Source organism: Allorhizobium sp. Av2, from assembly GCF_021462805.2.
Lineage (GTDB): Bacteria > Pseudomonadota > Alphaproteobacteria > Rhizobiales > Rhizobiaceae > Allorhizobium > Allorhizobium vitis_G.
In genome coordinates this window covers 21,630-46,957 of sequence record NZ_CP192698.1, presented here as the reverse complement: position 1 = coordinate 46,957, position 25,328 = coordinate 21,630, and the positions used below count along the sequence as shown (strand labels likewise).

Genomic DNA, 25,328 nt, shown 5'->3' with positions numbered 1-25,328 from the left:
TGGTGAGACGCAACAAGCCGGAATTATGCCCGGTGGAACCTTGGATCAAAGCCGGTGAGAACTCGGGTCTGGCATCCTCGACGCGTCCCTCCACGCCATCAATTTATCCGACCGCGCAGGGGAGTGATTTCCGTCGTCGCGGTTCTTGTGTCGGGCGTTTAAGAAATGACTAAGTCCCTTAAGGCCAGCGTTATTATTCCAACCTTCAATCGTGCCGACATGTTGCGGCAAACGCTTGCCTCGGTGCTTGAAAGCAGCCCGAACACCGACGAATATGAGATCATCGTTTCCGATGACGGCTCAAGCGACGGCTCGTTCGAAAAAGTCGTCAAGCAATTTGAAGGTCGCGCACAGCTCAAATATGTCTATATGCCCGACGAAGGGTTTCGCGCGGCGCGTGCGCGCAATCTCGGTGTCAAAATATCGAGCGGGGAAGTAATCATTTTCTGCGATTCCGGGGTGCTCGCCCTACCCGGGTTCGTATCAGCGCATATCGACCTGCACAAAACAGCGACAAGGCCGCTTTACGCCATTGGTTATGTCTATGGCATATATTCAACGCCGGACGGCCTTGAAAGACTTGAGGCACTGTTTAGCGATCAGGCTGGTGCCGATACGCGTACAGCCCTTGAGGAAATATCACGCGCCGTCGCGCTTGACCCGGAGTGGGAAGACCCCCGGGAAATTGCCTACCGATATTGCAAGAATGACCTGAAGGCACTTGTTGCGCCCTGGGCGCTAACCTGGACCGCAAACGCTTCCCTTTTGCGGACATCCTTTGATGCGGTGGGCGGCTTTGATGAAAACTACAAGTCGTGGGGAGCTGAGGACATGGATTTTGGCCTTTCGCTTTTCCAAAATGGTATTGAAATCGATGTTGGGCGCACAGCCCGGTCGGTCCACATTCCTCACCATCAGGCTGAGGACCGGTTTGATTCAGACGATGACAACAAGGTCTATCTGCATGCTAAATACAATTTGTGGCAAACTGCCCGCTGCATGAGCGTGGACCCGATCACCCTTAACGTTTCCGGATTTCAGGGACCGGATATTTGACCACCTCACCAGTCAGCCTTCCTCAAGACCCACTGACGGCCATCTTCGCGCCTACGTTTGGCGGCGGCCATGACGCCATCTAAACTGTTTGGCAATCGCGCTTTTCTGTACGCGCTGTTCGCAACAGCCATCCCCTCTGCCCTCCAGCATTTCGCCTTCTCGGCCCAGCAGGTGGTTGATACCGTTATGGTCGCCCATCTGGGCGATGCATCGATCGCGGCCCTATCGTTTTGCGGCGCGGCGTTTTTCGTCATTACCAGTATTTTGTACGGACTGGTCATGGCCGCCGGAGCGCTCATCTCCCAGCATTGGGGAGCCGGTGATAGGCTCAGTGTACGAAAGACACTCTATCTGAGCACATTGATGACGCAGATTGTTTCAGTTCCTGCGGTGGTTCTATTCGTGATTTTCCCCGATTGGGTAATGCGCATGGGGCCGCAATCAGAAGAAGTGAGAAGCGCCGGCGTTTCCTATTTGCAGATTGCAGGGTGGAGCCTGCTTATGTGGCCAGTCATTGTCGGGGTAGGCAACGCGCTCAACATGACGGGCCGTGCAGCCCTCAGCATGGCGCTCAGCCTGGCTTTTGTCACCATTGCGGTCCTGTGCAATTACATTTTCGTCTTCGGCATGGGTCCCGTTCCGGCGACCGGCGTAAAAGGCGCGGCGCTTGGAACATTGGTGGTCAACATCATGTTCTTTTTCATCTATATCGCGCTTTTGAAGTTTCACCTAGCCTATCTGCTTTTGCGGCGCGACGAATTGCGGTTATTGCTGGACCTCAAGAAGGCCAGACAATTTGTTGCGCAATCGCTACCCCTCGCGTTAAACGGCGGCTTGTGGTCGGGTGGTCTGTTTGGCTATCAGGTCGTTTTTAGCCAGGTCGGTGAGCTTGGCTTAGCGGCCTTCGGCCTCCTCCTCCCCATCATCACGGTATATCTCACTCTGTTCAACGGACTGGCGACCGGATCTGGCGCCATGATCGGGCAGGCATTGGGGCGACGTGATTATCCTCTTGCATGGCAATATGCGGTTTATTCCGTCAACGTCGCCGCCGCATTCGGCATTCTGACGTCAATCGGACTGTTTTTGCTTCGGGATCAGGTGAATATTCTTTACCCGTCCATCTCACCGGAACTGTCGCAGGAGTTCCTGATCCTGTTTTCCGTGAGCATGCTTTTGCTGTGGATCAGGGGCATCAATATCGTTGTCATAAACGGCATATTGCGTATCGGAGCGGACAATGGATATATCCTGAAGATCGACACAATATCGTCGTGGGGAGTGGGCATTCCCCTGTCGATATTGGCGGCGGTCGTTCTGGGGCTACCCATGGTATTTGTGTATTTCGCCTCTTTTACTGAAGAGATCACAAAATGCATGTTTTCGATCTACAGGATGCATCGGAAAATCTGGTGCCGCACCATTTTCGGCGACACGCCCTGAAGCCTCAACTCGTCAAAATGCTGGGAAGATACAGACCATTTTGTTGCGCGCAGTCGCGAGAAATTTCGTAACCTGCATCCGCATGTCGCATCAAGCCAGTGGCCGGATCGTTCCACAATACCCGTTCAATCCGACGCGCCGCGTCATCGGGCCATCTGCGCAAATCACCATACCCGCATGTTGAGAAAAGCCCATTCCCACACCACCGCCATGATGCAAAGATACCCAGGTGGCATCCGACGCCGTGTTTATCAGGGTGTTGAGCAGCGGCCAGTCCGATACTGCATCAGAACCATCCTTCATCGCCTCGGTCTCGCGATTTGGCGAGGCCACCGAGCCCGAATCCAGGTGGTCGCGACCGATGACCACCGGCGCACTCAGTTCCCCGGTACGGACCATCTCATTAAAGGCTGGGCCGATTGGCCTTGTTCGCGGTCGTCTAGAACTGCGGCTATTCGGTGCCGAGGCTGTTACGGACGATTTGCTCCGCCATGACCGTATGGTTTGGATTGGTCGCAGTGATGAGGCTGGTAAGGCTTCTCTGACCTATGGTGGGGGTGCTCTTCCATTGATCGCGTGGGAAGCAATGGGCGTTCCCGACCGGAATTTACCACGGCGGCGCACGGGCTTGCGTGGTGGGAGAGTATCAAGCCTGACAAATTCTGAAACTGCACAAGCGCAGCCATTGCAAAGGAATTGATGTCGATTGAGCGACGCACTCCTGCGTTGCAATGGATCTAAAAGTTCCGTTAAAAGTGATGCGGCTGCCGGTTCAAGCGAACCATGATCCGTCACGCCGCGTTGTCGCTCACGAAAGCGGCGACTTCGCTCGGCATGCATAGCGCGGCCGCGAGCGCCTGCCTGATAGCGCCGACGAGCGCATCTCTGCTGCTCTTTTCGCGCAGCTTTGGCGCAATCGGGTGTGCAATATATCTGCCCTCGATCACAGCTTGAGCAAACCAGCGCTTGAGGCCGGCAGCGCAAACACAGATAGAACCGTGCTGACGGCGGATCTTCGCGATCAGGTCGCGCTGATGCAGGACGTGGCGGCACCAGAGGTTTCTCCTTCGACTTCCAACATCACGGTAACCCTCGTTGCAGCAGTAATCTACCAGGTTGACCAAACCGTAGCCTCACAATGAAGACATGTGCCTCCTCGACGCCATCACGCTGTGGTCCCAAAAGATCGATCGCGGCCTTCGGATTGCATGGGAGAGCTTGAAACCTCTTGCCCCTTCGCTTCGCTGCGCGCGGATTGCGCTCAGCTGCGGGAGCGGCCTACCGAATGGCGGCGTTGCGGGAACCTCCATCTCCAATCTCGGCACCGAATAACCGCACTTTCAAACAGCCATCGACAGGCCTGCCCCGGTGCATGACGTTCGGCGGCCCGAAGGTCGATGCGGCGGTTGCGCGCGAGTTGTTGCGCGCGGTAGAACCGTTAGCGATCGAGGCGACCTTTGAAGCAGATCGGATGAACCGGGAGCGGCAAGAAGACCAGCGCCACATTCACGATTTAGAACTGCGGCAGGCCCGCTACGAGGCTAGCCTTGCCGAGCGGCGCTATGCTGCATGCGATCCCGACAATCGTCTGATTGCGGCGCAGTTCGAGCAGAATTGGGAAGCTGCATTGCGCCGCGTGCGGGATCTGGAAGGGTGCAAGCCTGCCGATAGTTCTTCGACCATCGAGGTCGACCCAGGCACCTTCGCGAACTTAGCCGACAATCTCTTGGCAGCCTGGGCTTCGCCTGATGTGACCATGCGGGTGCGCCAGCAACTGCTGCGTACATACGCTCATCGCCGACATTGTCGTTGATGTCGACGATGCGGTGCGAGACGTGGTGCTGACGATTCATTGGAATGGCGGCCAGCATTCAGAGTTGAAAGTCCGCAAACCTCGTATTGGTGAACACGGCTGTACCACCACGGACGATGCTCTGGCGGTGATACGCAGCATGGCTGGTCGCTGGTCCGATGAACATATCGCCGCATCGCTCAATCGAATGGGCATGCCCACGGGGCAAGGAAAAACTTGGACCGCACACCGCGTCGCTTCCGTGAGACGGGTACGCGCAATCCACGCGTACAAATCAGCCGACAAGGACGGCGATTGGCTGACAATGACAGAGGCTGCGGCGGCTTTGGGCGTGACCAATCATCGGATACGCCATTTGATCTAGACGAAGGTGCTGTTCGCCGAACAGGTGGTTCGCGGTGCGCCGTAACAAATCAAGGCTGCCGACCTGGATTCTGCGACGGTCAAAGCCGCGATAGCCCGAAAGGGCAGCCCGTGTCGCATCGCCGACGCGGAGACGCTTCCAATGTTTACAGACACTTAAAGAAGGAGTGCATAATGACTCAGGTCTGCCCAGTGGTCGCATGGCTCGTTCAGCGATGTTGTTATCGATCTCGATGCGCCCGTCGTCGATGTAGACGCTCCAGGCTACCCATCGAGTGAGGGCATATCTCATCGCCTCGGCTAGCCTCTGCATTTGTGGCAACGCTGAGAGCGTAGCCTCGATCCAGGCCTTCAGCTCATCCAGAATGGGTGCAAGCGGGTTCGTTTGTCGTCCTCCCCCACGCCCGATCTGCGGCTCTGGAAATCAGGGATGTGAAAGCCGAAGTCGAAGCAATGGGCAGTGCCTACGGATATCGTTTGCTGGAACGGTTGGTTGGCCCCGCCGACCAAGGCGATTGGCCGGAACTGGAAGATGAGAATGCGCGAGCGCTTCTGCTTTCCTGCGTCCATCATGCGAACGATATGTCTTACTGCCATGAAGTTCGCGCCATTTCGCTTAGCGAAACCCCGGATGCCGAACACGCCGATTTCACGCGGGAAGCCGCTGGCCCGTGGCTCTTGGCGAAGGTGCCGTGGACAACGGCGGAGCATCGCATCAGCGCCATTAACGCTGACAGGAGTTCTGCTCAGACCTTCAAGTTGAGCAGCGGAACCGCCTGTCTCGTCATAGAGCGCAACCTGCAGAACCGCAATGTGGTTACCCATGTCCGTCTGACCCACCCCGGGATCGCGCATCAACTGGTTGCAAAACACACTCCCTTTGATTGACCGCCTGCTCGCCTGCTGACCCAGACCAAGCGCTGAATGAGGTGCTATTCGGTTCATCTCAAGCGGCTTTTGACAGGAATGCTGTGATCAATTGCCGGTAGGACGCTAAATCGCTCTTGTTCACCATTTCGACCGCGGTGTGCATGTTCTTGACCGGGCAACTCAGCACTATCGTTTTAACGCCCTGTCTCGACCTCTGGATCATGGCTCCGTCCTGACCGCCGCCCGAGATCAGGCTACGCTGGCATTTGATACCAAGTTCCGCAGCCAATTGTTCAAACTCGGCCACCAGTGACATGTCTGACAATGTCGTGCCGTCGGCTATGACGAGGGACACGCCATCGCCTAGCTGTGAGATATGTTCATGTCCGGGCACACCGGGCACATTGCAGGAGGCAATCGTATCGCATGAAATGCCTATTTCAGCCGCATATCCGGCTGCAACGGGACCGGCACCCCGCGACCCCAGCTCTTCCTGCGTGGTCCATACGGCGTAAATTTCGCAATCATGGTGGGTCAAGCCTTCCAAGGCACGGATTAGTACCCAACATCCTACGCGATCGTCCAGGGCGGCTCCCACTACTGACCTTCCAATCTCGCCGAACTCGGTGTCCAATACCACCATATCGCCGGGCCGCACCTTCTTGCGTACAGCCTCACCTGACATGGACAGGTCCACGTATAGACCGGTGGTCTCCGGCAGCTTCTTCATGTCGTCAGAACTGGCAATCTGCATCGGTCGTCCCGGTGCAAGGAGGATTCCCGGCAGGTCCCCGCCTCCTTCGGTGCATACGGTCACTTGGCGGGCGAGCAAAGTACGCACATCAAACCATCCCACGGGCAGCAGATAGAGTAAACCATCCGGCGTTATGTGTGACACCAGAAAACCGATTTGGTCCATGTGCGCGGCAAGCAATATACGCGTTGGCTTGTCGGATGGTGGTCCCGAAGACGGCCTTGGGTGCCGCAGACCAATTAGAGAGCCAAGAGCGTCTGTGCGTACTTCGTCAAATATTCCGGCTTTGAGAATATGCTCTTCAATGACCGCCCGCACACGGGCTTCGCGGCCGGGAACACCCGGGGTCCGTACCAGTCGCTCAAGTAATTTCATCCGATCTTTGACCTCACTTGAATTCGAAGCATCTGCTGTCCAAACCGCACCCGCTTCCGCACAACTCCAATGAGACACACCTACCGAACGACGTTTCGGGCCTATTCACCGCAGGCCGCCGTGACAGGACTTCAATCCGTCAATAATGGTTCTGGACAGGTCGTAGTTTCTCTCGGCGGAATTGAATTCACCCCGGTTCAATCCGTAAAATCTGGCTAGATAGGTGACTAGCGTTTCCGGGAAATTGTCGTTCCTGATCGATTCCTGAAAAACGGTTATCGCTCTTTGCCTTATTTTGTCCTGCAACAACGAGCCATCCAATTCCGCGATGTCGCCGAGTTGGATCATGTCGTCGTTGTTTCGATAAATGCGGGCCAACTCCGCAGTCTTCATTGAGGACCCAAGGGTCGAGGAAAAGGGAACGAAGCTCCAGGAGTCCTCAATGGAATTCCCCGAACAGATGGACAGCAATTGCCTGCGCGGATCGGTTGCAACCCAGAACGCGGAATTGTAGCTGGCATGGCCATACTGGGGAAACAGGTCTTCCGTCTCGCTCCGGATGCCGAAAATGGCCGACCCGATATAGGTATCCTCGCCAACATCGACCGCATAATTGTAGCCACCCGCCGCGCAATATGCGGACAGCCGGAACGCGATATTGGGTCCGTCAGTTGGAAAGAACGGATCGCCCAGCATTGCGCCGGAGGCCAGCGCCATTTTTCGGCAGTAAATTGCCCTGTTGCCGAGCATCAACTCCGGTGCACTGAGCGGCAGTCCGGTATAGTCACGTCCAAACTGGTCATAGCCGTAAAATACAGGCCCGGACAGTATATCGATTTTGGGCGATCGAAACTCTTCGAGAGTGATCCGGGCATAGTCATTGGGCACCGCAACGATGTCGATATCATTGGAGGTAATGATGGGGTCTGAAAGCCCGGCGCGCTCCGCTGCGAGCGTGACGCCGTCTGCCAGAATGCCCCGGATCGTGCTCAATGGCTCCCGTTTTGGGAATAAATTCGTCACCACCGAAATGCGATCATGGCTTTTGGTTTCCACGAATCGCCCGCGCAATCTGGTGGCAGCCTGTTCGATAATTCCGGTCGTGTCGCCACCATCAGCGCCGTTCACAAAAATGACTGTGTGACCGCCGGCCGCGGCAACACAGTCCACCAAGCCCTCCAGATTGAAAGACTCCGTGTCCTCTTTTGCATGGCACAAAATGCAACAGATAATCCTGGTGCCCGGAGCAAAATCCATCGCGAGGGAAATTGCGTCGATGACATCCCTATGCGCACCGTGCCGGTTCGAAAGTACGCGATCCTTGTAAAGAGAGACCTCTTTGGCAAAGTTCAGAGGCGCACTCCGCACCTGCCGTCCGAGCGTGGGACTGTAAACCTGTTTGTCCCGAATGATTGCGCCCTTGGCGAGCAGGTCATCGCGGCGGTTCGGTACTTGAAACTCTTCCATGGCTCCCCTGGTTCCCTTGAGAACGCTTCAACCCGAGACGCGTCATTTGGACGGGGTACGGATCGGAACGCCTCTGCCTGCCGGTGGACATTCTTGTCGAGATTATAGCCTGCCCGCGCGAAGTACACCGCGCACCGCACTTCTCCAGCTGCCGCGTCTCGCTATTGGGAACATTAGGGTCGGTCGAGCGGATCCAGACATACCACGATCGGGGTATTTGTTTCGTGTTTCAGATGACGCGTATTGGCATCCGAGCCTTACCCGAAGGTCAAAACCCTTGGATATTGGCGATGAAAAGCAGGCTCTAAACCAAACTGGAATGACCGATGTTTCCCATTTTACAAGCCGCTGAAATTGACAGCAAACTGGGGGTGCTTCTCGAAAAGCGCTCGTCCATTGCTCATCCGGAGTTGGAGGCTGCGGTTGTTAGCGCGTTTGATGCTCTTGAGCAGGATGGGGAAAAAGCCATTGTCGACTATACCCGGCGTTTTGACAGCGAAACGTTTTGCGAGGAAGGCATTTACCTGACTGACGCGTTCGTGGAGTCATGTGTCAACGGGCTGGAACCGGACTTGCGCGCAGCCATCGATCTGGCGATCAAAAACATCTCCACGGTCAATGCGCACATCATGTCAACATTGATCGACTGGACCAGTGAACTGGCACCGGGGCATTTGGTTGGCGAGCGCTGCCTGCCACAGGACAGCGCCATGCTGTGGGTGCCCTCACGCAAGGCCCCGCTGGTATCGACCGCCATCATGTTGTGTGCCGCCGCCGCCACGGCCGAGGTGAAAAACATAATTCTGGCAACTCCGCCCCTGGCTGATGGTTTTCCTGACAGGAATACGGTTGCCGCGGCCTATCTTGCGGGCGCACGTCATTTTGTATGCGGAAACGGGCTCGCGATTATTGCCGCCGCGTCAGTTGGAAACTGGCGTCATGGACGCATGAACGCAATCTACGGTCCGGGACCGCAGGCCATTGCGCTGGCCATGCACCACGGGGCGAAATATGGCGTTGCAACGCGGCCGGGCATCGGCCCGTCAGACTCGCTTGTGATCTTCGAGAATTCTGAAGAGGATGGTTATTTCGACAGGCTGGCACGCAATTTTCTCACAGAGATCGAACACGGGCCAGATTCCTTCACCTACGCGCTCACGACCAGTGCCACTGCCGCCAAACAGCTTCAGAATGCTCTGAAGGACACGTCTGACCTGCAATATGGACGAAACGACCACTATGCCAGCATAGCTGAAACGGCACATGGTGGCGTTCTCGTATTTGCCGACATTGACGCGCTTGTAGCTTTTGCCAACCGATTTTCGTCGGAGCATTTGATGATCAATGTCACCGGAAACGACCGGGACTATGTTCTCGGCAATGTTGTGTCCTCCGAACTTCTGGACGGACAATTCACACCGTTTGCAGCAGCAAATTATTGCATTGGTATCACGGCAGTTTTGCCGACCAACGGCTTCGCGCGCTCATGCTCGGGCATCACCTCACGCGATTTCATTCGTTTTGCAACCTATGCACGGCTGGAACGTCAGGCCTTGTCAAACCTGTTGCCGGCAATTGAAGCCATCGGAGCCGTGGAACGCCTTCCCAATCACGTTGAGGCGGTCAGACAGAGCGTTGGCCGATGCCCCGAAAGGGTCGCTCAAAACTAGATTTGATTATTCACAATTTGCGGAAACGTGAGACAGAAGAGTTAAAAATATGCGCGAACTTATCGTAACAGGCGGAGCTGGTTTCGTTGGTGCCAATCTCATCAGATTTGCGCTTGAACAGGGTCGAAAAGTATATTGCCTAGATGTGGGCGACCGGTTTTCGCGCATATTCGGCACCGATATTATGGACCACCCCAAGTTTGAAATCATTGCCGGAAACCTGGCTGATGGCATACCTGAGGACAGACTGCCCAATGAAGCCACATGTGTGCATCTGGCGGCTTTAGCCCATGTCGATTACTCGATGCACAATCCCTCAGAGACGTTCACCAACAACATTCTGGCGACGATAAACATATTTGAAACGGCGCGCCGCAAAGGCTGGCGGGTAATTTTCGGCTCATCCGTGGAAACATACGGAACCGAGGTCTCGGATATTATTACCGAAGTGTGCCCCCTCAATCCGCTCTCGCCCTATGGTGCTTCCAAGGTGGCGTGCGAAAGCGTTGCCCAGAGCTTCCAGCTTTCTTTCGGGGTGCAGACCTCCACGGTACGCTTCACCAACCTGTACGGGCCATGGCAACTGCCGGACCGCATCATTCCGCGCCTGATTGCGCAAAGCATTCTAGGATTGCCGGGTGAAGTCGATCAGGGCCGTGTCCGCGATTATCTTTATGTGGGCGACGTAATTGCAGCGATCATGCAGATCGACGCCAATGAGATCTGGGGTGAAGTGTTCAATATTTCCTCGGGCGAAGGTGTATCGAACTACATGATTGCCGATCTTGTCGATGGCGCATCCTCCAAGCAGGCGTTCATTCACAAGCGCAACGAGCGAGGCAACGATGGGAGGGGAGCATCTCTGGTGAGTTCGTCAATGAAACTGCAGGGTGCCATCGAATGGGCCCCGCACAAGTCAATCGAAGACGGCATAACGGAAACCTACACCTGGTATATGCAGAACACGAAGTGGCTGGAACAGTTCAGCCAGTTGGTCTCCGAGCCGCGCACGTCGAACAGGTTTATTGCAGATTTTGTATTCCCGCTGACGGTTCAAGGCGACAGCGGCGTCAGCCAGCTTCAGCCTTCCGCCTGAGCGACGACACGTGGTGCGGCGGCGCGGAATTTGGCGACTATTTGAGGGCAGAACCGACAGATCTTCGGGCTATCAGCCAGCCAAGTCAAAATCGCGCCGCCATGTTGTTTTCCTCTTTGCAATGCGCGATGGGAGTGGCCTTAGGTGAGCTCTGATTTCATGTTTCCGCCTGTTGATCGAGCCGATCAGGACGAGCTTACAGCCCGCTATGGCAAAATCTGGGAGAGCAGTCGGCCAGGCCTTACGGAAAACCGGGTATCGATAGATCCGCTTCCGAAACAGGGGGATCCGCGCTGGGGCGTCAGCCTCGTCTTCCGCCCGGAGATTCCGCCGGACGTTTGGACACGGCTTCAAGGGCTTGCCGCATTGGCCGGGCCGGACCACTCCTATTATGCGCAACACAATGTCCACATCACCATAAGAACGGTCGAGCGATACAGACCAGACGTGTCCGCCGACGAGCCGGCATTGCGTCAATATATTGAGGCTACACGGGCTGCTCTGGCGCGCTGCCCTCGTTTTGACATTGAATTCAGGGGGATTGTTGCCGCCAAAACATCGATTTTGCTCTGCGGATATCCACAATTTGATCTGCAAGGCTTACGTCGGGGCCTGCACAAAAATCTCACAGAACTGGGCTTCACCAGCGATAGTCCGGAGCCGGATATCGCCGACGTCAGAAACACTTGCCATGCAAGTCTGGCCGTATTTGGCGGCCTGTTGTCAAACCCTGCCGGGTTTGCCGACCTCATTGATCGTTTTCAACATCTCGACTTCGGAACCGGCCCTTGCGGCGACACCGAGATCGTGTCCTTCGCAAGAACTGGCAATAATATTGCTATCAACCGGCTGTGTTCGGCATGAACGACATTGTTGCAAAAGAAAGAGGTTTTCATCGCGGGGGTATTTCTCGATTGGCACGCGACCTGCCCGTTTCGATCAGGTACGGTGCGGGATCGACATTGTTCACGGACGATGGCCGGCAATTTCTCGATCTTTTCGCCAATGCCGGAATTGCCAGTCTGGGCCATGGCAATCAGGCCTTCGCGGATCATGTTTCCGGTCAAATCGGCAAAATCATCTGCTCGCCTTTTGCCAATGAGGCCAGGGTTGAGCTATGGGCGCAACTGAGCCAGCATTTACCCGATGAGATCAATCGTGCCTTTTTCTTTTCCACCGGGGCGGAGGCGAACGAGGCGGTGATCCGTTTCGTACGCGCCAGCACCGGGCGCCCCGCCATGGCCGCATTCCATTCGGGATTTCATGGGCGGACACGCGGTGCCGCCCAACTATCCGTACAGGGGGAGCAGACCTACCTGTTTGACTATCCGGTTCGGGGTGACAAACCTGATGCTGACCTGGTCGAGGATTGCCGATTGTCGGTCCGCTCTGTTTTTGAAGAAGCCGGCGACAGAATAGGCGCACTTTTTGTCGAACCCCTTCAAGGAACCGCCGGCAATCTGGTGCCACCTCTGGGCTTTTTGAAAATGCTGCGGCAGATTTGTTCAGAGTATGGGGTGTTGCTGGTCATTGACGAAGTGCTGACGGGTATCGGCCGGACTGGTGGATGGTTCCGGTTTTTGAAGGAGGGGGCCGTTCCTGACCTGCTGGTGCTTGGCAAAGGGCTTGGCAATGGCGTGCCCATTTCAATGGTCCTGACCCGCGATGCGATCGCTGATTGCCCTGTGCAGCTTTCGAGCAGTTTTGGGGGGAATCTGCTTTCAGCCGCAGCGGCGAATTTTGTTTTGAGCCAAATCAATACGCGAAACCTGAACAGTCATGCTGAATTCGAGGGGGCAAGGTTCACAGCCGAACTGAACTTCGAGTTGCAGCAAAACCCATTGTTCGATGCAATCGACGGCGCAGGCCTGATGATCGGCCTGAAAATGCGCAAGCCTGATCAAGCTGACCGGCCTTTGGATGACGATGGTGTTGATCTGGTATATAGATGCCTGCTTGATGAAGGCCTGATAGTTGGCAAGGCCGGACCTCGATTTCGGATAAATCCGCCACTGGTCATCACGGCGCAGGAAATCGACACCGCAATTGCTGCTTTCGGGCGGGCATTCACAACAGCTGCCGAGGCCTATCCGGCCACGCTTGCCGGAGTTGACTAAGTCGGCTCCAAGTGGATGACTATCGGCCTACGCTTTCAGCCAGGTCACTTGCTCACGCGTCAACTGGATTTCAAATGCCGCTAGGCTGTCTTCCAGCTCTGCCAAGGATCCTGGACCGATTATCGGTATCAGCGGAAATGGCTGGGCGAGTGCATAGGCCAGCGCAACCTGTGTGCCGCTTTTGCCAACCTGATTGGCCAGTTCCATCGCCCGGTCCCGTCGGGTGAAATTGCGGTCGGAGTACCAGGCGCTCACCATTTCCTCATCGTCAAGTTTGTCGCGCCCCGCACGATCGGAAAAGAAGCCCCGGGCCTGACTTGACCAGGCAAAATTGGGCACCTTGCGATCCAAGAACCAACGGTGCCATGTTTCATCTGATGATGAGATGCACCCGGGCCAGATCACGTCCTGCATCTCGCCTAGCGAAAAATTATTGGACAGGACGCCTGGGGCCTGTTTGCCCGACTTGGCGGCATAGGCCACAGCCTCGTCGAACCGCTCACGCGTCCAGTTGGAGCCTCCGAATGTGCCCCGAATGCGGCCCGCGCGAACCTCCGCATCCATCGCATCAACAAATTCGGCGACTGGAACATCCAGATTATCGCGGTGCATAAAGTAGATATCGACATAGTCGGTCTGCAGACGCTCGAGGGACCGAGTCAGTTGTTTGCCGATATTTTCGGGCGTGCACAGTGGCGTGTGTGCGCCTTTGCCAACGAGCGCTATTTCCTCTCTGACACCCCGTTCGGAAATCCACGCGCCGACCAGTTTTTCAGTCAGGCCATCCCGATAGGCAAAGGCCGTGTCGAGGAGGTTCCCTCCCCGTTCAGAAAACCTGTCGAGGACAGCCGACACATCGGCCAAATTGTCGAACTCGAGCAGTCCAAGCGCCATCGACGATGACGGTTTTGACAGACCGGGAATGGCGGTTTTCGGGATATGGTGCTGGCCCATCTTGGTGGCTCCCTGTTAGCTAAACACGGCGCGTCTGCTGAGATTTCGCGCGCGCGTGCAGCGGCATAGTACGAAGGTATTTGTCGTAACCTGCCCAGGCTGCATATACCCCGGTAAGGGTATTCAACATGTCGGCAAGGTCACCGACCTTGCAGTTACAAGATGGATGCCAAATGCACCTATGAGTTTCGTTGCGGTAGATTATTAAGCGCCCGTGGGCTTTTCGACCAGACTTACGTCTCGGAATGACATGGGGACGCAAAGCGAAATCGGATGAAAACCAGAGATGAACAATTGCGCCGTTAGAGTTGTCGGATGGGCAAAGCCGCATCTGGAAGCAGGCACGGCTTCTACCTGCATGCTGTTTTCATGCGCTCACACACCTCACACGCTGCTCGTGGATTGCGGACACGGGGCGGTCTCCGTCATCTTGGAGGCCGATCTGTTGGGATCCATCGGGGCCGTGCTACTGACCCACCTTCACCCCGACCATTGGGCCGACCTTTTCGCCCTGCGCAATGCGCTTCTCAATTCGGGAACAGACAAAAAAGTTGATCTTCATGTCGGGCCAGGCAATGAAGAAGTGTTGGCGCGAATTTGCGACACCATGGCAATCGGTCGCGGGTATTTTTCCGACTTTTTCAATCTGCACGAATACGAGCCTGGTATCAACACTACTATCCTTAGTTTCGAAGTATCCTTTTTTCGCACACGGCACAGCGCGGATACCCATGGCCTCAAAATCCGGCATCAACAGGGTCCAGCCATTATCTTTGCGGCGGATACGGGCCCCTACCCGCAATTGCCGCAAGACCTTCAGGGCGCCCAGCTTGTCATTCTTGAATGCAATACCGAAGAGCGCGCGGAAGGCGATGCAGTACACATGTGTGTGGAGGATTTGCTCGTACTTCTCGGTAAGTTGCCGGACTGTAAATCCGTTTGCATTTCGCACTACCCACTAGGCGCCCGTGAGCGCATTCAATCGCGGCTGAGTGACGCCTTTCCGAAAATTTCGGTGCATATGGCGACAACAGGCCTGGAACTCGGTGTTTGACACGCTCGCACGCCGGGGTGAATCGCGATCAAAACCCAAAGCATTATGGCTCCAATTCAATTATGGGGTCAGAACAAGAGCAGTCCGAAATCGTACGCGGCCTTTATCAACCAAAGACAGCTACGGCCGATTTGATGGTGATGCCGCCATCCGGGCTTCTGCGCATCTGACGGCCGGTAGCAGCGCGGAACACTTGCACCAATTGCAGCGCCGGCGGCACCCGCGACCAAAGGATTTTCATGCTCTCCTTGCCGCTTCGGCTTTTTCGCACAGCCTGGCCGGTTACGATGCGCTGGGACCAGCGGAAGCCTATTTCATGGAAATACAGATCGGCAAGTTCCGGGCTGATATGATGAAAAACACCTGCGATGGTTCGGCAAACCCGAGCATTGAACCCTTCAACTGAATTGACGTGGACGGTATCACGGACATATTCACGGCTGGGGTGGTTGACCGTCTCGTGTGCGGCAAAGCTCTCGCCAATAGCCATGAATGCCTTTGCTTCGTCACTCATCAAATGTGCCTGAAGCTTAACTTGTGGCACAATCGCACCTACGGCAGCACGCAATGAAAGGCCGGTAACGACGGCGGCGCGAGCATCGCCCGCAGCGGAACCCGGGGTGACGGCATCGTAACGTTAACCGGACATCGATCAAAATATGGGATCTGGCTGCATGACCAGATGTAGCCGTGATCCTCTTTATCGTCGCCACCGATTTCCAGCGGAAGTGATTGCCCATGCCGTTTGGCTGTATTTCCGGTTTCCGCTTAGCCTGCGGATGGTCGAGGATCTGCTGGCAGTGCGTGGCATCATCGTCTCTCATCAAACCGTGCGGCTCTGGGCTGAGAAATTCGGTAGACATTTTGCCAATGATATCCGCAAGCGATCTGCCGGCAGGCTCGGGGACAAATGGCATCTCGATGAGGTTGTCATCACCATCGGTGGAAGGAAACACTGGCTTTGGCGCGCCGTTGATCAGGATGGCTTTGTTCTCGACGTGCTGGTGCAAAACCGCCGCAATGCCAAGGCGGCAAAACGTTTGATGCGCAAGCTCCTGAAAGCCCAAGGCCGTGCGCCGCGTGTGATGATTACCGACAAACTACGATCCTATGGTGCAGCAAAGCGGGAGGTCATGCACGGCTTTGAGCATCGTTCTCACAAAGGATTGAACAATCGGGCAGAAAACTCGCATCAGCCCGTCCGACGACGGGAGAGGATCATGAAGCGCTTCAAGTCAGCACGACATCTTCAGCGTTTCGTTTCCATCCATGACCCCATCGCCAACCTTTTTCACATTCCCCGCCACGATATTCCATCCGTCCACCATCGCGAACTGCGAACAGCTGCCATGCAAGCATGGCACCAAATCGCGCGCCTTCACGCCGCATGAACTAATTCATCACGCCAAGATGTTGCGTTCAAGGCGATAAGTTTACAGTGCCTGGATTAGTTCAGCGGGGCAAGGTCAGAGGCGAGTGCCAACAGGTATCATACCTGGGCTGCATCCTTCGTCTGCCGCGCCAGCCGCCGGAGACGTTCACCATCAAAATCTTCACGTAACGAAATCCCCGATGGCATCGTAAACCTCCCCTTTGCGACAGAGATTCAGATTCACCGCGTTTTGGGAAGGCCAAAGAGTGGAAATCAGTGAGGCTGCATCTAAGCCGACGTCAGCCAGAAATTCCACTTATCCTAGCCGTGCAGATTTCCAGAGCCAGCTCTCATCAGTTACGTCGGTTGTTACCAAAAGCGATCTTCTGCGCCGTTCCGTTTGGCCATCTTGTCCACCGCGTTGCACGAAACCGACTCACATGGATGGACCAACGGATGCAAAATATTGTTCAGGTTGCCGGCATTATTGATAGCGAAGAGGCGAAGCTCTGCTTTGAAAACGGCGCGGACTGGATCGGATTTCCTCTGCGCCTGCCGTCGGGAAAAGACGATATTTCTGAAGCTGACTCTACGACCATCGTCAAAGGCCTCAAGGCACCGCAGCGCGCGGTTCTAATCAGCTACATGACGACCGCCGACGAGATATCGCAATTTTGCGACCAGCTCGGTCTGGATGCGGTGCAGATTCATGGCGATATTCCGATGGCGGAGCTTGCCAAGCTGCGTTCCGATCGGCCGGATCTTTACCTACTCAAAAGTCTGGTTGTGTCCGCCGACAACCTGCCGGAGCTGCGCAAATTGATCGATGACAGCGCCGAGTATGTCGATATGTATATCACCGACACGTTCGATCCGAAAACCGGTGCGAAGGGCGCAACCGGCTTGACTCATGACTGGAATGTGAGCGCGGAATTGGCCCGCTACTCCCCCAAGCCCTTGATGATGGCGGGCGGTCTATCGCCGGACAATGTGTATGACGCGATCCTTGCGGTGCGCCCAGCAGCAGTGGATGCGCATTCCTTGCTGGAAGGAGTGGACAAGCGAAAATGCGCGGAAAAGGTGCGGGTCTTCTGTGCCGAAGCCAAAAGGGCATTTTCCGAACTTTCGCTCCAGGTTACCCAGTAGAGCGCCGCCATGCCTTTGATCGAACTTCCCCAAACGCAGAGGTTGCGGGCGCTCCATGCAGAGATGCGCCGCGCGACCGCCCCCCGCGAGACTTTCGTCGCCAACGCCAATTGCGTGATCCGCAATGTGCTGGAGCTTTGTCTTGACCAGTTGCCCTACTGTGATCGATCGGTGCAAACCCCTGTCGGGGCGACCTATCTGGGTGCCGAGCTGGATGCGCCCCTTTGCGCCGTTTCGATTGTGCGCGCGGGAGAAAGCATGGAATTCGAATTGTCCAAGATGCTGCCCGCCATCCCTATCGGCAAGATCCTGATCCAGCGCGACAAGATCACCAAACAACCAAGACTATTTTACAGCGCGCTGCCCGAAGATATCGCACAGCGCCATGTGATTATGATGGAGCCCATGCTGGCGACGGGTGGCTCAGCGCTGATGGCTATCTCGGAATTGCTGAAGAAGGGCGTGCAGGAAAAGCATGTCGTCTTTGCCAATATTCTCGCCTCCCCTGAAGGGATCAAGCGTGTCAGCGCGCGCTATCCCCATGTGACCATCGTGAGTTCATCGATCGAGCAGCAACTAAACCAGGAGGCGTTCATGATCCCGGGGATTGGAGATTTCGGGGATCGTTATTTCGGCACAATCAGTTCTGGAGGGCAAAATGGACAACAAGTCGAGGCAGCGGTTTGATCTGTTAATCACGGCATTGGTTCCGCTCGTTTGGGGCAGCACCTATCTCGTGACAACCCAATTCCTGCCGCCCGGTATTCCGCTGACCGCGGCCGTTTTACGCGCTTTGCCCGCAGGGCTTATTCTGGTGTTGCTGCAAAGGAAAATGTTGCAGGGCCACTGGTGGTGGCGCGCGGCCCTTCTGGGGGTGCTGAATATTGGTGCTTTCTTTTACTTCTTGTTTCTGGCGGCTTATCATCTGCCCGGCGGGATTGCGGCGCTGCTGATGTCGATTCAGCCGGTTATCGTTCTCATTTACAGCGCGATTCTATTTCGCAACCCGGTGCGCGCAACGCAGATTCTGGCGTGCCTTTGCGCGGCGGTTGGGGTGGCGCTTGTCGCGCTGCGCTCCGATGTCATGCTCAATACCCAAGGGGTGACTGCGGGTCTGGCCGGGGCATTCTCGATGGCGACGGGGATGGTACTGGCCAAGAAATTCGGTCGTCCCGACAATATGTCGCTGCTGGCGCTGACCGGCTGGCAGCTGACCTTTGGCGGCTTGGCTCTGGTGCCCTTCGCGTTGATGACCGAGTCCTTTCCCGAAACGCTCACGCTGCGGAATATCGGCGGACTGAGCTATCTCAGCCTGCTGGGGGCGCTCGTGACCTATGCGCTTTGGTTTAGGGGAATCGCACGTCTGCCTGCCTTGACCGTGTCGTTTCTTTCGCTTCTCAGCCCGCTGACAGCGGCCATTTTGGGGGCGATCTTTCTGGGCCAGACACTGACTTGGATTCAGTTTGGCGGCGGTATGCTGGTCCTGGTTTCGGTCTATCTGTCGCAGCCACAGGTGAGTTTCTTCGGCTTGGGCTCGGCGTTTCGGAAGCAATTATCAAGCAAACCGGCCCAAGGAGGATAATGCAGGTTACTACACCCATGTTGTGTACGTCTTTCACTCGTGAATCTCCCATCAAGAAAAGCAATTTTGATCATGACATGTAATAATGACTCCCCTTATTTATGTGCCGTGCGACCCGAATCGGACGGCAGCTTTGTGATTGAAACGGTACATGACGATGGACCGCATTCCAGTCTTGCTGCGATGCTGCATAAGGTCTCTTTGGCGCGGCCGCAGGATTTAGCGGTGCTCGCAGAGGCTGGGACTGGCTTCGACCTGACCTTCGCCGAGCTGGCGCGCGGCGCCGCGAGTGTGGCGGCGGCCTTGCAGGGGCTGCGGGCTGCGGATGTGGCAGGTATGTTCGTCGAACCGTTGGTATTGATGAGCCTCGCCCTTTGGGGGATCGTCTGGTCCGGGCGCGGCTATGTCCCGCTGGCGCCGGAATACCCGGATGAACGCCTCAGCTACATCATCGAGAGTAGCTGCCTGAAACAGGTGATCGTACAATCGTGCCTGGTCGATCGCCTGCGCGCGATCGCTCCGGCGGATGTTGAAATTCTGCGAATTGAAGAGCTTCTGGCGGGGTTTCGCAGCGACACACGGGCCGCGACAGAGATCGCACCGCTGCCCTCGGGCGGCGACCTGGCCTATGTGATCTATACGTCCGGCTCGACCGGGCGGCCCAAAGGTGTCGAGGTGCCGCGGTCCGCCCTTGTCCACCAGATCTGCTGGCTTGCCGAACAGCTTTATTTAACGCCCGACACGCGTATTCTGCAAAAGACCCCGATCAGCTTTGACGCCGCACAATGGGAAATTCTGGCCCCAGCGGTCGGCGCCTGCACGGTGTGCGGGTCGGTGGGCATCTATCGCGATACTGACGCGCTGATCGCGCGGATGGCGCAGACGCAGGTCACGCATTTGCAGGCCGTGCCGACGCTTCTCAGCGCTTTGTTGCAACACGAAGGCTTTCGGGCGCTCAATGACTTGCGCGCGATTTTCTCGGGCGGGGAAGCCTTGACCCGCAAACTGGCGGGGTCGATTCTTGCCAATATGCCTTGGTTGAAGCTGGTCAATCTTTATGGCCCGACTGAAACCACGATCAATGCCACCGCCTACGAGGTGCGCCCTTATGATCTGATCAATCTCAATCCGGTGGTGTCCATCGGCCATCCTGTAACAGGAATGCGTTGTCACGTCCTGGATGCCGATCTCAAGGCGACGGCAGTCGGCCAAGAGGGCGAGCTGTACATTTCGGGGCCGCAGGTGGCGCGCGGCTATCGAAATGCACCGGAGCAGACAGCCGAGCGGTTCCTGCCATGTCCGTGGGGACAAGACGAACGTATGTACCGAACCGGAGACAAATGTGTTTGGCAGCCTGATGGCACGCTGCATTTTCTGGGGCGCATTGATAACCAGATCAAGCTGCGTGGATATCGTGTCGAGCTTGAGGAAATCGCATCTTCTATCGCTACTAGTCCGTGGGTGAATGCCGCAGCGGTCGTGGTGACCAAGGATGCACGCAGTCAAGAAGACCGGTTGATCGCTTGTATCGAGCTAAATCCGCGTCAGGCAGCTGTGATGGATCAGGACGTGGCCGAAGGCCACCATCTCTCGAAACGGAACAAGCTTCAGGTCAAGCCGCAGCTTTCGAATGTCGGGTTACGCGCCGAAAGGTCGGACGAACCCGTCGTGCCCTTGGTCGGACAACGCGAGACCGAACAGATGCGCGCCGAGGTGTTCGCCCGCAAAACCTACCGTTTCTTTGATGGCTCGCCATTGGATTTGCAAGCGCTCACGGCCTTCTTGCAAGATTGGCGGGCGCGGCTTTCGGGCGGCAAGATCGGGGCGTTCAAGCCGCTGACGCTTGAGCGCCTAGGGACCCTTCTGCGCTGGATGGGACAATTTCACAGCGAAGAGCGCTTGTTGCCCAAATACGCCTATGCCTCACCCGGCGCACTTTATGCCACGCAGCTCTACCTGGAAACATGCGGCGTGACAGGGCTGCAAGACGGGCTGCATTATTACGACCCCGCGCAGCATTGCCTGCGTTTTGTCGCCGCCAGCCATCCGCAAAGCGATCTGGACCGGGGCGCGGTGCGGTGCCATTTCGCCGGGCGCCATGCGCCGTTCGAAAGGGTCTATAAAACCAATATCGCAGAGGTCATGAAGATTGAGGCGGGGCATATGCTCGGGGTTCTAGCGCACCAGCTTGCAGCCTTGGGGCAAGGCGTGGCGCCTGCACCTACCTTGCGAGGACCTGATCGCGCGTCTGGACCTGCCCGAAGAGGATTACAATATCGCCGCCTTCGATATCGTGCCGGCGGCACAGCGCTGGATGCCTGAACTGGATGTCTTTTTGCAAGCCCATTCCGCGACGCTGAGCGGGTTGCGGACGGGCACGTATCGCGTTCTCGAGGGGGATCTGACGTGGATCTCCGAGGAGATGATCCGCGAGAACGATGTTATCGCGATCAACCAGTCGATCTTTGCGCGATCCTCCTTTGGCCTTACCTTCGTGGGCCGCGATACGGATGAGACGCGCAACTATATTGGCCTTGGCTTCGCCCAGCATTGCGCGCAGGCCAACGCTGCATTCTTCGGTTTCATGGCGTCGGGCTATAGTTCGCATTCTGATCACCCTCTGCCGGCTGCCAAACGATTCGACCGTATTCTGGCGGGTTGCGGCATCGAAACGGGGCCCAGCTATTTCTCCCTCGGTGGGCGGGTCAGCTGGGCGCAGATCGAAAGCCAGGGCATGAATGAAGATGCGGTCCATATGGAAGGGCCCGCAGAGATGATCCGGAGGCAGCTGAAATGCAGCCTGCCCGATTATATGATCCCCAGCGATGTGGTGCTCTTCGATAAATTGCCGCTTTCGGCCAATGGCAAGATCGACTGCAACGCGATCAAATCTGCGCCGCAATTGCTCGAAGCACTCGCACCGCGTCCCTATATCGCGCCGGAAGGTCCGACGCAGATCGCTCTAGGCTGTAGTGATAATTTAATCATTTGATCCATAGCATTATGCTGGCGAGCTTAATGAACCCGAGAAAGTTGGCGGCGAGTTTGTCATATCGCGTGGCGATACGCCGCCACTGCTTGAGCTTGGCAAAGAAGCTCTCAATACCCCATCTCTGCCTGTAAGCGATGCGATCATAGGCATGCTGGTACTTGCGATGCCGTCGCGGCGGAATGACCGGTTCACCGCCTTGTTCGAGAATGACATCGTGCAGATGATCGGCATCATAGGCACGGTCTGCAAGCACCTTTTGAGCTGGCAGTCCCCGAACGAGGTCGCAGGCTGGAGCCATGTCATTTTGCTGTCCGGGCCCGAGTTGAAAACGAACCGGCAACCCTAGCGCATCAACGACCGCATGGATTTTGCAGCCAAATCCACCTCTGGAGCGACCGAGAGCCTGGGCTTGCGGTCCCCCCTTTTTCGGCGTCCGCCAGCGGCTTGCGCCTGAGCCCGGATCACAGTGGCGTCGATGGACAGCCACTCCAAATCCGGGTCCGCAGCGACGGCCTCGAAAATCTCGTCGAAAATGCCCTGCTCGATCCAACGATAGTAACGCCGTTTGACTGCCTGATAAGAGCCGAAGCGGTCTTCCGGCAGATCTCGCCAGCGGGCTCCAGACCGGGCAAGCCATAAAATCGCATCAAAGAACCGCCGACCGTCGCTGCGTGGGCCGCGTTTACCTTTACGACCGCCGGGAACAAACGGTTTCAAACGCTCCCACTGGTCATCTCGGAGAACCTCACCATCCATCGCTAAACCTCCAAAAGTTAGCGTTGAATCTGATTTGCGACGGAAAGGGAATCCCAGTCGTTAATTTGTCACTACAGCCTAGCATCGCTTTGGGCATCGCTGCTGTCGGTCGGTGAAATTTCGCAAGAGGATGATTTTTTCGCTCTTGGCGGAAACAGCCTTAGGGCGATCGCGCTTTTGCACCGGATCAAACTGACTTTCGGCTGCGCGTTGCCGACCCAGGCGATTTTCGAACATACCGTCTTGCGCGTGCTGGCGCAGGAAATCGACAGGGCCCGGATAACCGACGGGACAGATGCGCCGAAGCGCTTAGTAAGACTGAACCAGCAGAACCAGGGACGGCCTATCTTCATCTGGCCCGGACTGGGCGGCTATCCGATGAATTTGCGGGCGCTGGCGCAAGAGCAAGCGCGTCCCGTCTTCGGCATACAGGCCCAAGGGCTGAATGAAAGCGAGACCCCCGCTGCAACGATTGCCGAAATGGCGCGCGACGATATTGCCGAACTTCTGGCCCGCCACCCCGAGGGGCCGGTGACGCTGTGGGGATATTCCTTTGGCGCGCGAGTGGCGTTCGAGGCGGCATGGCAGCTTGAACAGCAGGGGGTCGAAGTCGACCAACTGGTTCTAGTCTGCCCTGGCAATCCCTCGCTTCCGCCCGAGCTTGCCGCGCTCGATCCGACCAACAAGGCTCTCGCGCGCCCACGACAGGCGGTTTTGGGCGACCCATCCTATATGGCGATCCTGCTCTCGGTATTTGCCGGTCAGATTGATATTGCACGAACCCGCCGGATGCTGGCTATTGGCAATAGCGAGCCGGCCTTCCTTGACCATCTTTGCGCGGAACAGCCCGAAATGCCGCGGGAAATGGCAGCGCGGATCATCGGGATCGTCCGCACGACCTACCAGTTCGACTATACATTTGCCGAACTGCTCGGACGCCGGATCAACGCCCCGATGACGGTCATCAAAGCGAAGGGGGATGACTATTCCTTCCTTGAGCAGGCCACTGGCTTTGCTGCCAGCCCCGTGACCACTCTGACCATGCCACAGAACCATTATCAGGTGCTCCAGCGGCCATACGCGGCCGATCTGGCACGCCTCATCCAACACTCGGCCAGCCAGCAGGCTGGTGCGATTACCCCAGCTTTTCAGGATTAGACCTTGCCACATATCGATCTCGCTTATTTCGACCGCCCCCTCAGCGATGCCCAGCGCGCGCGTCTCGATGCTGCTCTGACCCAAGCGCTATGCGAAAGCCTCGACGTGCCGATTTCGGCCATCTCCATCGCGCTGGAGCCCGTCGCGCCAGAGGACTGGAACGTAAAGGTTGCCTTGCCGCGCATCGTGGCAAGCGCTGACAGGTTACTGCGGCGTCCCTGCTACACCTTACCGGAGGTATGAATGAAACAGGTTTCCCTGGATCACGGGCTGACACTGAAGTTCCAGTCCGAAGTAGCGGACGCTTTGGCAGAAGGCCGTCCGGTCGTGGCGCTGGAATCCAATGTGATCACCCACGGCTTGCGCTATCCGCAAAATATCGACTGCGTGCAGCGTATGGAAACCGCCGTGCGCGACACGGGGGCGGTCCCGGCCACAATCTTCGTTGACGAGGGAGCCGTCATCTATGGATCGGATGAGCGGCTGCTTGCGCGCTTTGCTACGTCGGAAGGCATTCCCAAAGTTTCCAGTCGCGATCTGCCTTTCGTGCTCGCCAAAGGCGGGACAGGAGCCACGACGGTCGCCTCTTCGCTGGTCTGTGCACAATGGGCAGGCATATCCGTCTTCTCCTCGGCGGGTATTGGCGGGGTCCATCGGGGCGCCACACACAGCATGGATGTGTCGGCAGATCTTATCCAGTTCACCCGAAGCCGTGTCACTACGGTTTGTGCGGGGGCAAAGATGATTTTGGATTTGCCGCTAACGCTGGAGTTTCTGGAGACCCATTCCGTGCCGCTAGTCGGGTATAAATCTGACTATTTCCCGGCTTTCTTCTGCGAATCGAGCGGCTTGAAATGCCCGCAGAGGTTGGATGATCCGGCAGATATCGCGCGTGCGATCATCCTGCATGCGGCCTCGGGCGCTCCAGGCGGGGTGGTGGTTACTGTGCCGCCGCGGCCCGAAGACGCGGTGCCGCTGGAACTCGCCGAAGCCGCCCTCACCACGGCCCTGCAACAGGCGCAATCTGAGAATGTGACGGGCCCGGGCCTGACCAAATTCATCATGCGCGCGCTGGACACGGCCACTCACGGTAAGACCTCGCGCGCCAATGCCGCGGTGCTGGTGAGCACGGCACAAACCGCCGGAGATATCGCCGTAGCACTTGCGGAAATCGCGCCGCAGCGCAACGCGATCTTTCAACCAGTCAACTCATGAAAAGATATATCAGATGATAACGGATCTTACTTTCCAATCTACAGCTTATGGCGCCATTCGCGTCGCCAACCGCCT

At 56.6% G+C, this 25,328-nt stretch carries 21 protein-coding genes and 5 pseudogenes; 18 read left to right on the top strand and 8 right to left on the bottom strand.

Annotation, left to right across the window (positions count from 1 at the left end):
• Window positions 1-243: 243 nt before the first annotated feature.
• Window positions 244-1,056 carry a glycosyltransferase gene (locus tag FS819_RS23890; RefSeq protein ID WP_234624819.1) on the top strand — a complete coding sequence of 271 codons (813 nt, stop codon included), beginning with the start codon at window positions 244-246 and terminating at the stop codon, window positions 1,054-1,056.
• Window positions 1,057-1,125: 69 nt separating this feature from the next.
• On the top strand, window positions 1,126-2,499 hold the full coding sequence (locus FS819_RS23885) for an MATE family efflux transporter (RefSeq protein WP_156549979.1): 1,374 nt from the start codon (window positions 1,126-1,128) through the stop codon (window positions 2,497-2,499).
• Between the two features lie 4 nt (window positions 2,500-2,503).
• On the opposite strand, the pseudogene FS819_RS23880 reads toward FS819_RS23885, so the two are convergent.
• A pseudogene (locus FS819_RS23880) lies at window positions 2,504-2,898 on the bottom strand (hypothetical protein).
• 392 nt (window positions 2,899-3,290) lie between these two features.
• A complete protein-coding gene (locus FS819_RS23875) occupies window positions 3,291-3,623 on the bottom strand; it encodes a hypothetical protein (RefSeq protein WP_156549978.1) in 333 nt (110 codons plus the stop codon).
• Between the two features lie 233 nt (window positions 3,624-3,856).
• Here FS819_RS23875 and FS819_RS23870 point away from each other — a divergent pair.
• A pseudogene (locus FS819_RS23870) lies at window positions 3,857-4,835 on the top strand (recombinase family protein); the annotation flags it as partial.
• A gap of 27 nt (window positions 4,836-4,862) precedes the next feature.
• On the opposite strand, the pseudogene FS819_RS23865 reads toward FS819_RS23870, so the two are convergent.
• Window positions 4,863-5,045, bottom strand: a pseudogene (locus FS819_RS23865) (IS66 family transposase); the annotation flags it as partial.
• 62 nt (window positions 5,046-5,107) lie between these two features.
• Here FS819_RS23865 and FS819_RS23860 point away from each other — a divergent pair.
• A complete protein-coding gene (locus FS819_RS23860; protein WP_156549977.1) occupies window positions 5,108-5,563 on the top strand; it encodes a UTRA domain-containing protein in 456 nt (151 codons plus the stop codon).
• Window positions 5,564-5,621: 58 nt separating this feature from the next.
• Here FS819_RS23860 and FS819_RS23855 read toward each other — a convergent pair whose 3' ends face one another.
• Together FS819_RS23855 and FS819_RS23850 are read right to left on the bottom strand one after the other, a co-directional pair.
• A complete protein-coding gene (locus FS819_RS23855) occupies window positions 5,622-6,674 on the bottom strand; it encodes a M42 family metallopeptidase (protein ID WP_156549976.1) in 1,053 nt (350 codons plus the stop codon).
• A 105-nt stretch (window positions 6,675-6,779) separates the two neighbouring features.
• Window positions 6,780-7,844: a hypothetical protein gene (locus FS819_RS23850; protein WP_156549975.1), complete on the bottom strand. Its 1,065-nt coding sequence runs from the start codon at window positions 7,842-7,844 to the stop codon at window positions 6,780-6,782.
• 623 nt (window positions 7,845-8,467) lie between these two features.
• Here FS819_RS23850 and FS819_RS23845 point away from each other — a divergent pair.
• The 4 genes from FS819_RS23845 to FS819_RS23830 all read left to right on the top strand — a co-directional run bounded on the left by FS819_RS23845 (window position 8,468) and on the right by FS819_RS23830 (window position 13,024).
• Window positions 8,468-9,811, top strand: a complete 1,344-nt coding sequence (locus FS819_RS23845) for a histidinol dehydrogenase (protein WP_156549974.1) — start codon at window positions 8,468-8,470, stop codon at window positions 9,809-9,811.
• Window positions 9,812-9,860: 49 nt separating this feature from the next.
• The gene (locus FS819_RS23840; protein WP_156549973.1) at window positions 9,861-10,907 is read left to right on the top strand and encodes a GDP-mannose 4,6-dehydratase; all 1,047 of its coding nucleotides are present in this window, start codon (window positions 9,861-9,863) and stop codon (window positions 10,905-10,907) included.
• A gap of 447 nt (window positions 10,908-11,354) precedes the next feature.
• Window positions 11,355-11,771 (top strand): hypothetical protein, encoded by a 417-nt coding sequence (locus tag FS819_RS23835; RefSeq protein WP_156549972.1) that lies wholly within the window; start codon window positions 11,355-11,357, stop codon window positions 11,769-11,771.
• On the top strand, window positions 11,768-13,024 hold the full coding sequence (locus tag FS819_RS23830) for an aspartate aminotransferase family protein (protein WP_156549971.1): 1,257 nt from the start codon (window positions 11,768-11,770) through the stop codon (window positions 13,022-13,024). Before FS819_RS23835 ends, FS819_RS23830 begins: the two co-directional genes overlap by 4 nt.
• 27 nt (window positions 13,025-13,051) lie before the next feature.
• Here FS819_RS23830 and FS819_RS23825 read toward each other — a convergent pair.
• A pseudogene (locus tag FS819_RS23825) lies at window positions 13,052-13,990 on the bottom strand (aldo/keto reductase); the annotation flags it as partial.
• A 274-nt stretch (window positions 13,991-14,264) separates the two neighbouring features.
• Here FS819_RS23825 and FS819_RS23820 point away from each other — a divergent pair.
• Entirely contained in the window at window positions 14,265-15,032 is a 768-nt protein-coding gene (locus FS819_RS23820; RefSeq protein ID WP_156549969.1) for an MBL fold metallo-hydrolase, read from the top strand.
• 106 nt (window positions 15,033-15,138) lie between these two features.
• On the opposite strand, the pseudogene FS819_RS23815 reads toward FS819_RS23820, so the two are convergent.
• Window positions 15,139-15,669: pseudogene (locus FS819_RS23815) on the bottom strand (transposase); the annotation flags it as partial.
• Window positions 15,670-15,706: 37 nt separating this feature from the next.
• Here FS819_RS23815 and FS819_RS23810 point away from each other — a divergent pair.
• From FS819_RS23810 to FS819_RS23785, 6 genes are all read left to right on the top strand, one after another.
• The gene (locus FS819_RS23810) at window positions 15,707-16,423 is read left to right on the top strand and encodes an IS6 family transposase (RefSeq protein ID WP_156549968.1); all 717 of its coding nucleotides are present in this window, start codon (window positions 15,707-15,709) and stop codon (window positions 16,421-16,423) included.
• Between the two features lie 437 nt (window positions 16,424-16,860).
• Window positions 16,861-17,550 carry a phosphoribosylanthranilate isomerase gene (locus FS819_RS23805; RefSeq protein WP_156549967.1) on the top strand — a complete coding sequence of 230 codons (690 nt, stop codon included), beginning with the start codon at window positions 16,861-16,863 and terminating at the stop codon, window positions 17,548-17,550.
• A gap of 9 nt (window positions 17,551-17,559) precedes the next feature.
• A complete protein-coding gene (gene upp / locus FS819_RS23800; RefSeq protein ID WP_174089765.1) occupies window positions 17,560-18,237 on the top strand; it encodes a uracil phosphoribosyltransferase in 678 nt (225 codons plus the stop codon).
• Complete coding sequence (locus FS819_RS23795) at window positions 18,209-19,132, top strand: EamA family transporter (RefSeq protein ID WP_156534835.1); 924 nt, start codon at window positions 18,209-18,211, stop codon at window positions 19,130-19,132. The genes upp and FS819_RS23795 overlap by 29 nt, the downstream gene beginning before the upstream one ends.
• A gap of 135 nt (window positions 19,133-19,267) precedes the next feature.
• Window positions 19,268-21,454, top strand: a complete 2,187-nt coding sequence (locus FS819_RS23790) for an amino acid adenylation domain-containing protein (protein WP_197434140.1) — start codon at window positions 19,268-19,270, stop codon at window positions 21,452-21,454.
• A complete protein-coding gene (locus tag FS819_RS23785; protein ID WP_210252799.1) occupies window positions 21,447-22,124 on the top strand; it encodes a hypothetical protein in 678 nt (225 codons plus the stop codon). Before FS819_RS23790 ends, FS819_RS23785 begins: the two co-directional genes overlap by 8 nt.
• Here FS819_RS23785 and FS819_RS23780 read toward each other — a convergent pair.
• Window positions 22,117-22,880, bottom strand: a protein-coding gene (locus FS819_RS23780) for an IS5 family transposase (RefSeq protein WP_498724705.1) whose coding sequence is annotated in 2 segments (ribosomal slippage) — window positions 22,117-22,553 and window positions 22,553-22,880 — 765 coding nt in all. Because the reading frame shifts where the segments join, the coding sequence is not laid out codon by codon here. The two genes, FS819_RS23785 and FS819_RS23780, sit on opposite strands and share 8 nt — an antisense overlap.
• A gap of 63 nt (window positions 22,881-22,943) precedes the next feature.
• Between FS819_RS23780 and FS819_RS23775 the strand changes: the two genes are divergently transcribed.
• The 3 genes from FS819_RS23775 to FS819_RS23765 are packed head-to-tail and all read left to right on the top strand — an operon-like array spanning window position 22,944 to window position 25,253.
• Window positions 22,944-24,038: a thioesterase domain-containing protein gene (locus FS819_RS23775; protein WP_322192787.1), complete on the top strand. Its 1,095-nt coding sequence runs from the start codon at window positions 22,944-22,946 to the stop codon at window positions 24,036-24,038.
• A 3-nt stretch (window positions 24,039-24,041) separates the two neighbouring features.
• Window positions 24,042-24,281: a tautomerase family protein gene (locus FS819_RS23770; protein WP_156551599.1), complete on the top strand. Its 240-nt coding sequence runs from the start codon at window positions 24,042-24,044 to the stop codon at window positions 24,279-24,281.
• The gene (locus tag FS819_RS23765; RefSeq protein WP_071205528.1) at window positions 24,282-25,253 is read left to right on the top strand and encodes a pseudouridine-5'-phosphate glycosidase; all 972 of its coding nucleotides are present in this window, start codon (window positions 24,282-24,284) and stop codon (window positions 25,251-25,253) included. It abuts the gene before it with no gap.
• Window positions 25,254-25,328: the final 75 nt, after the last annotated feature.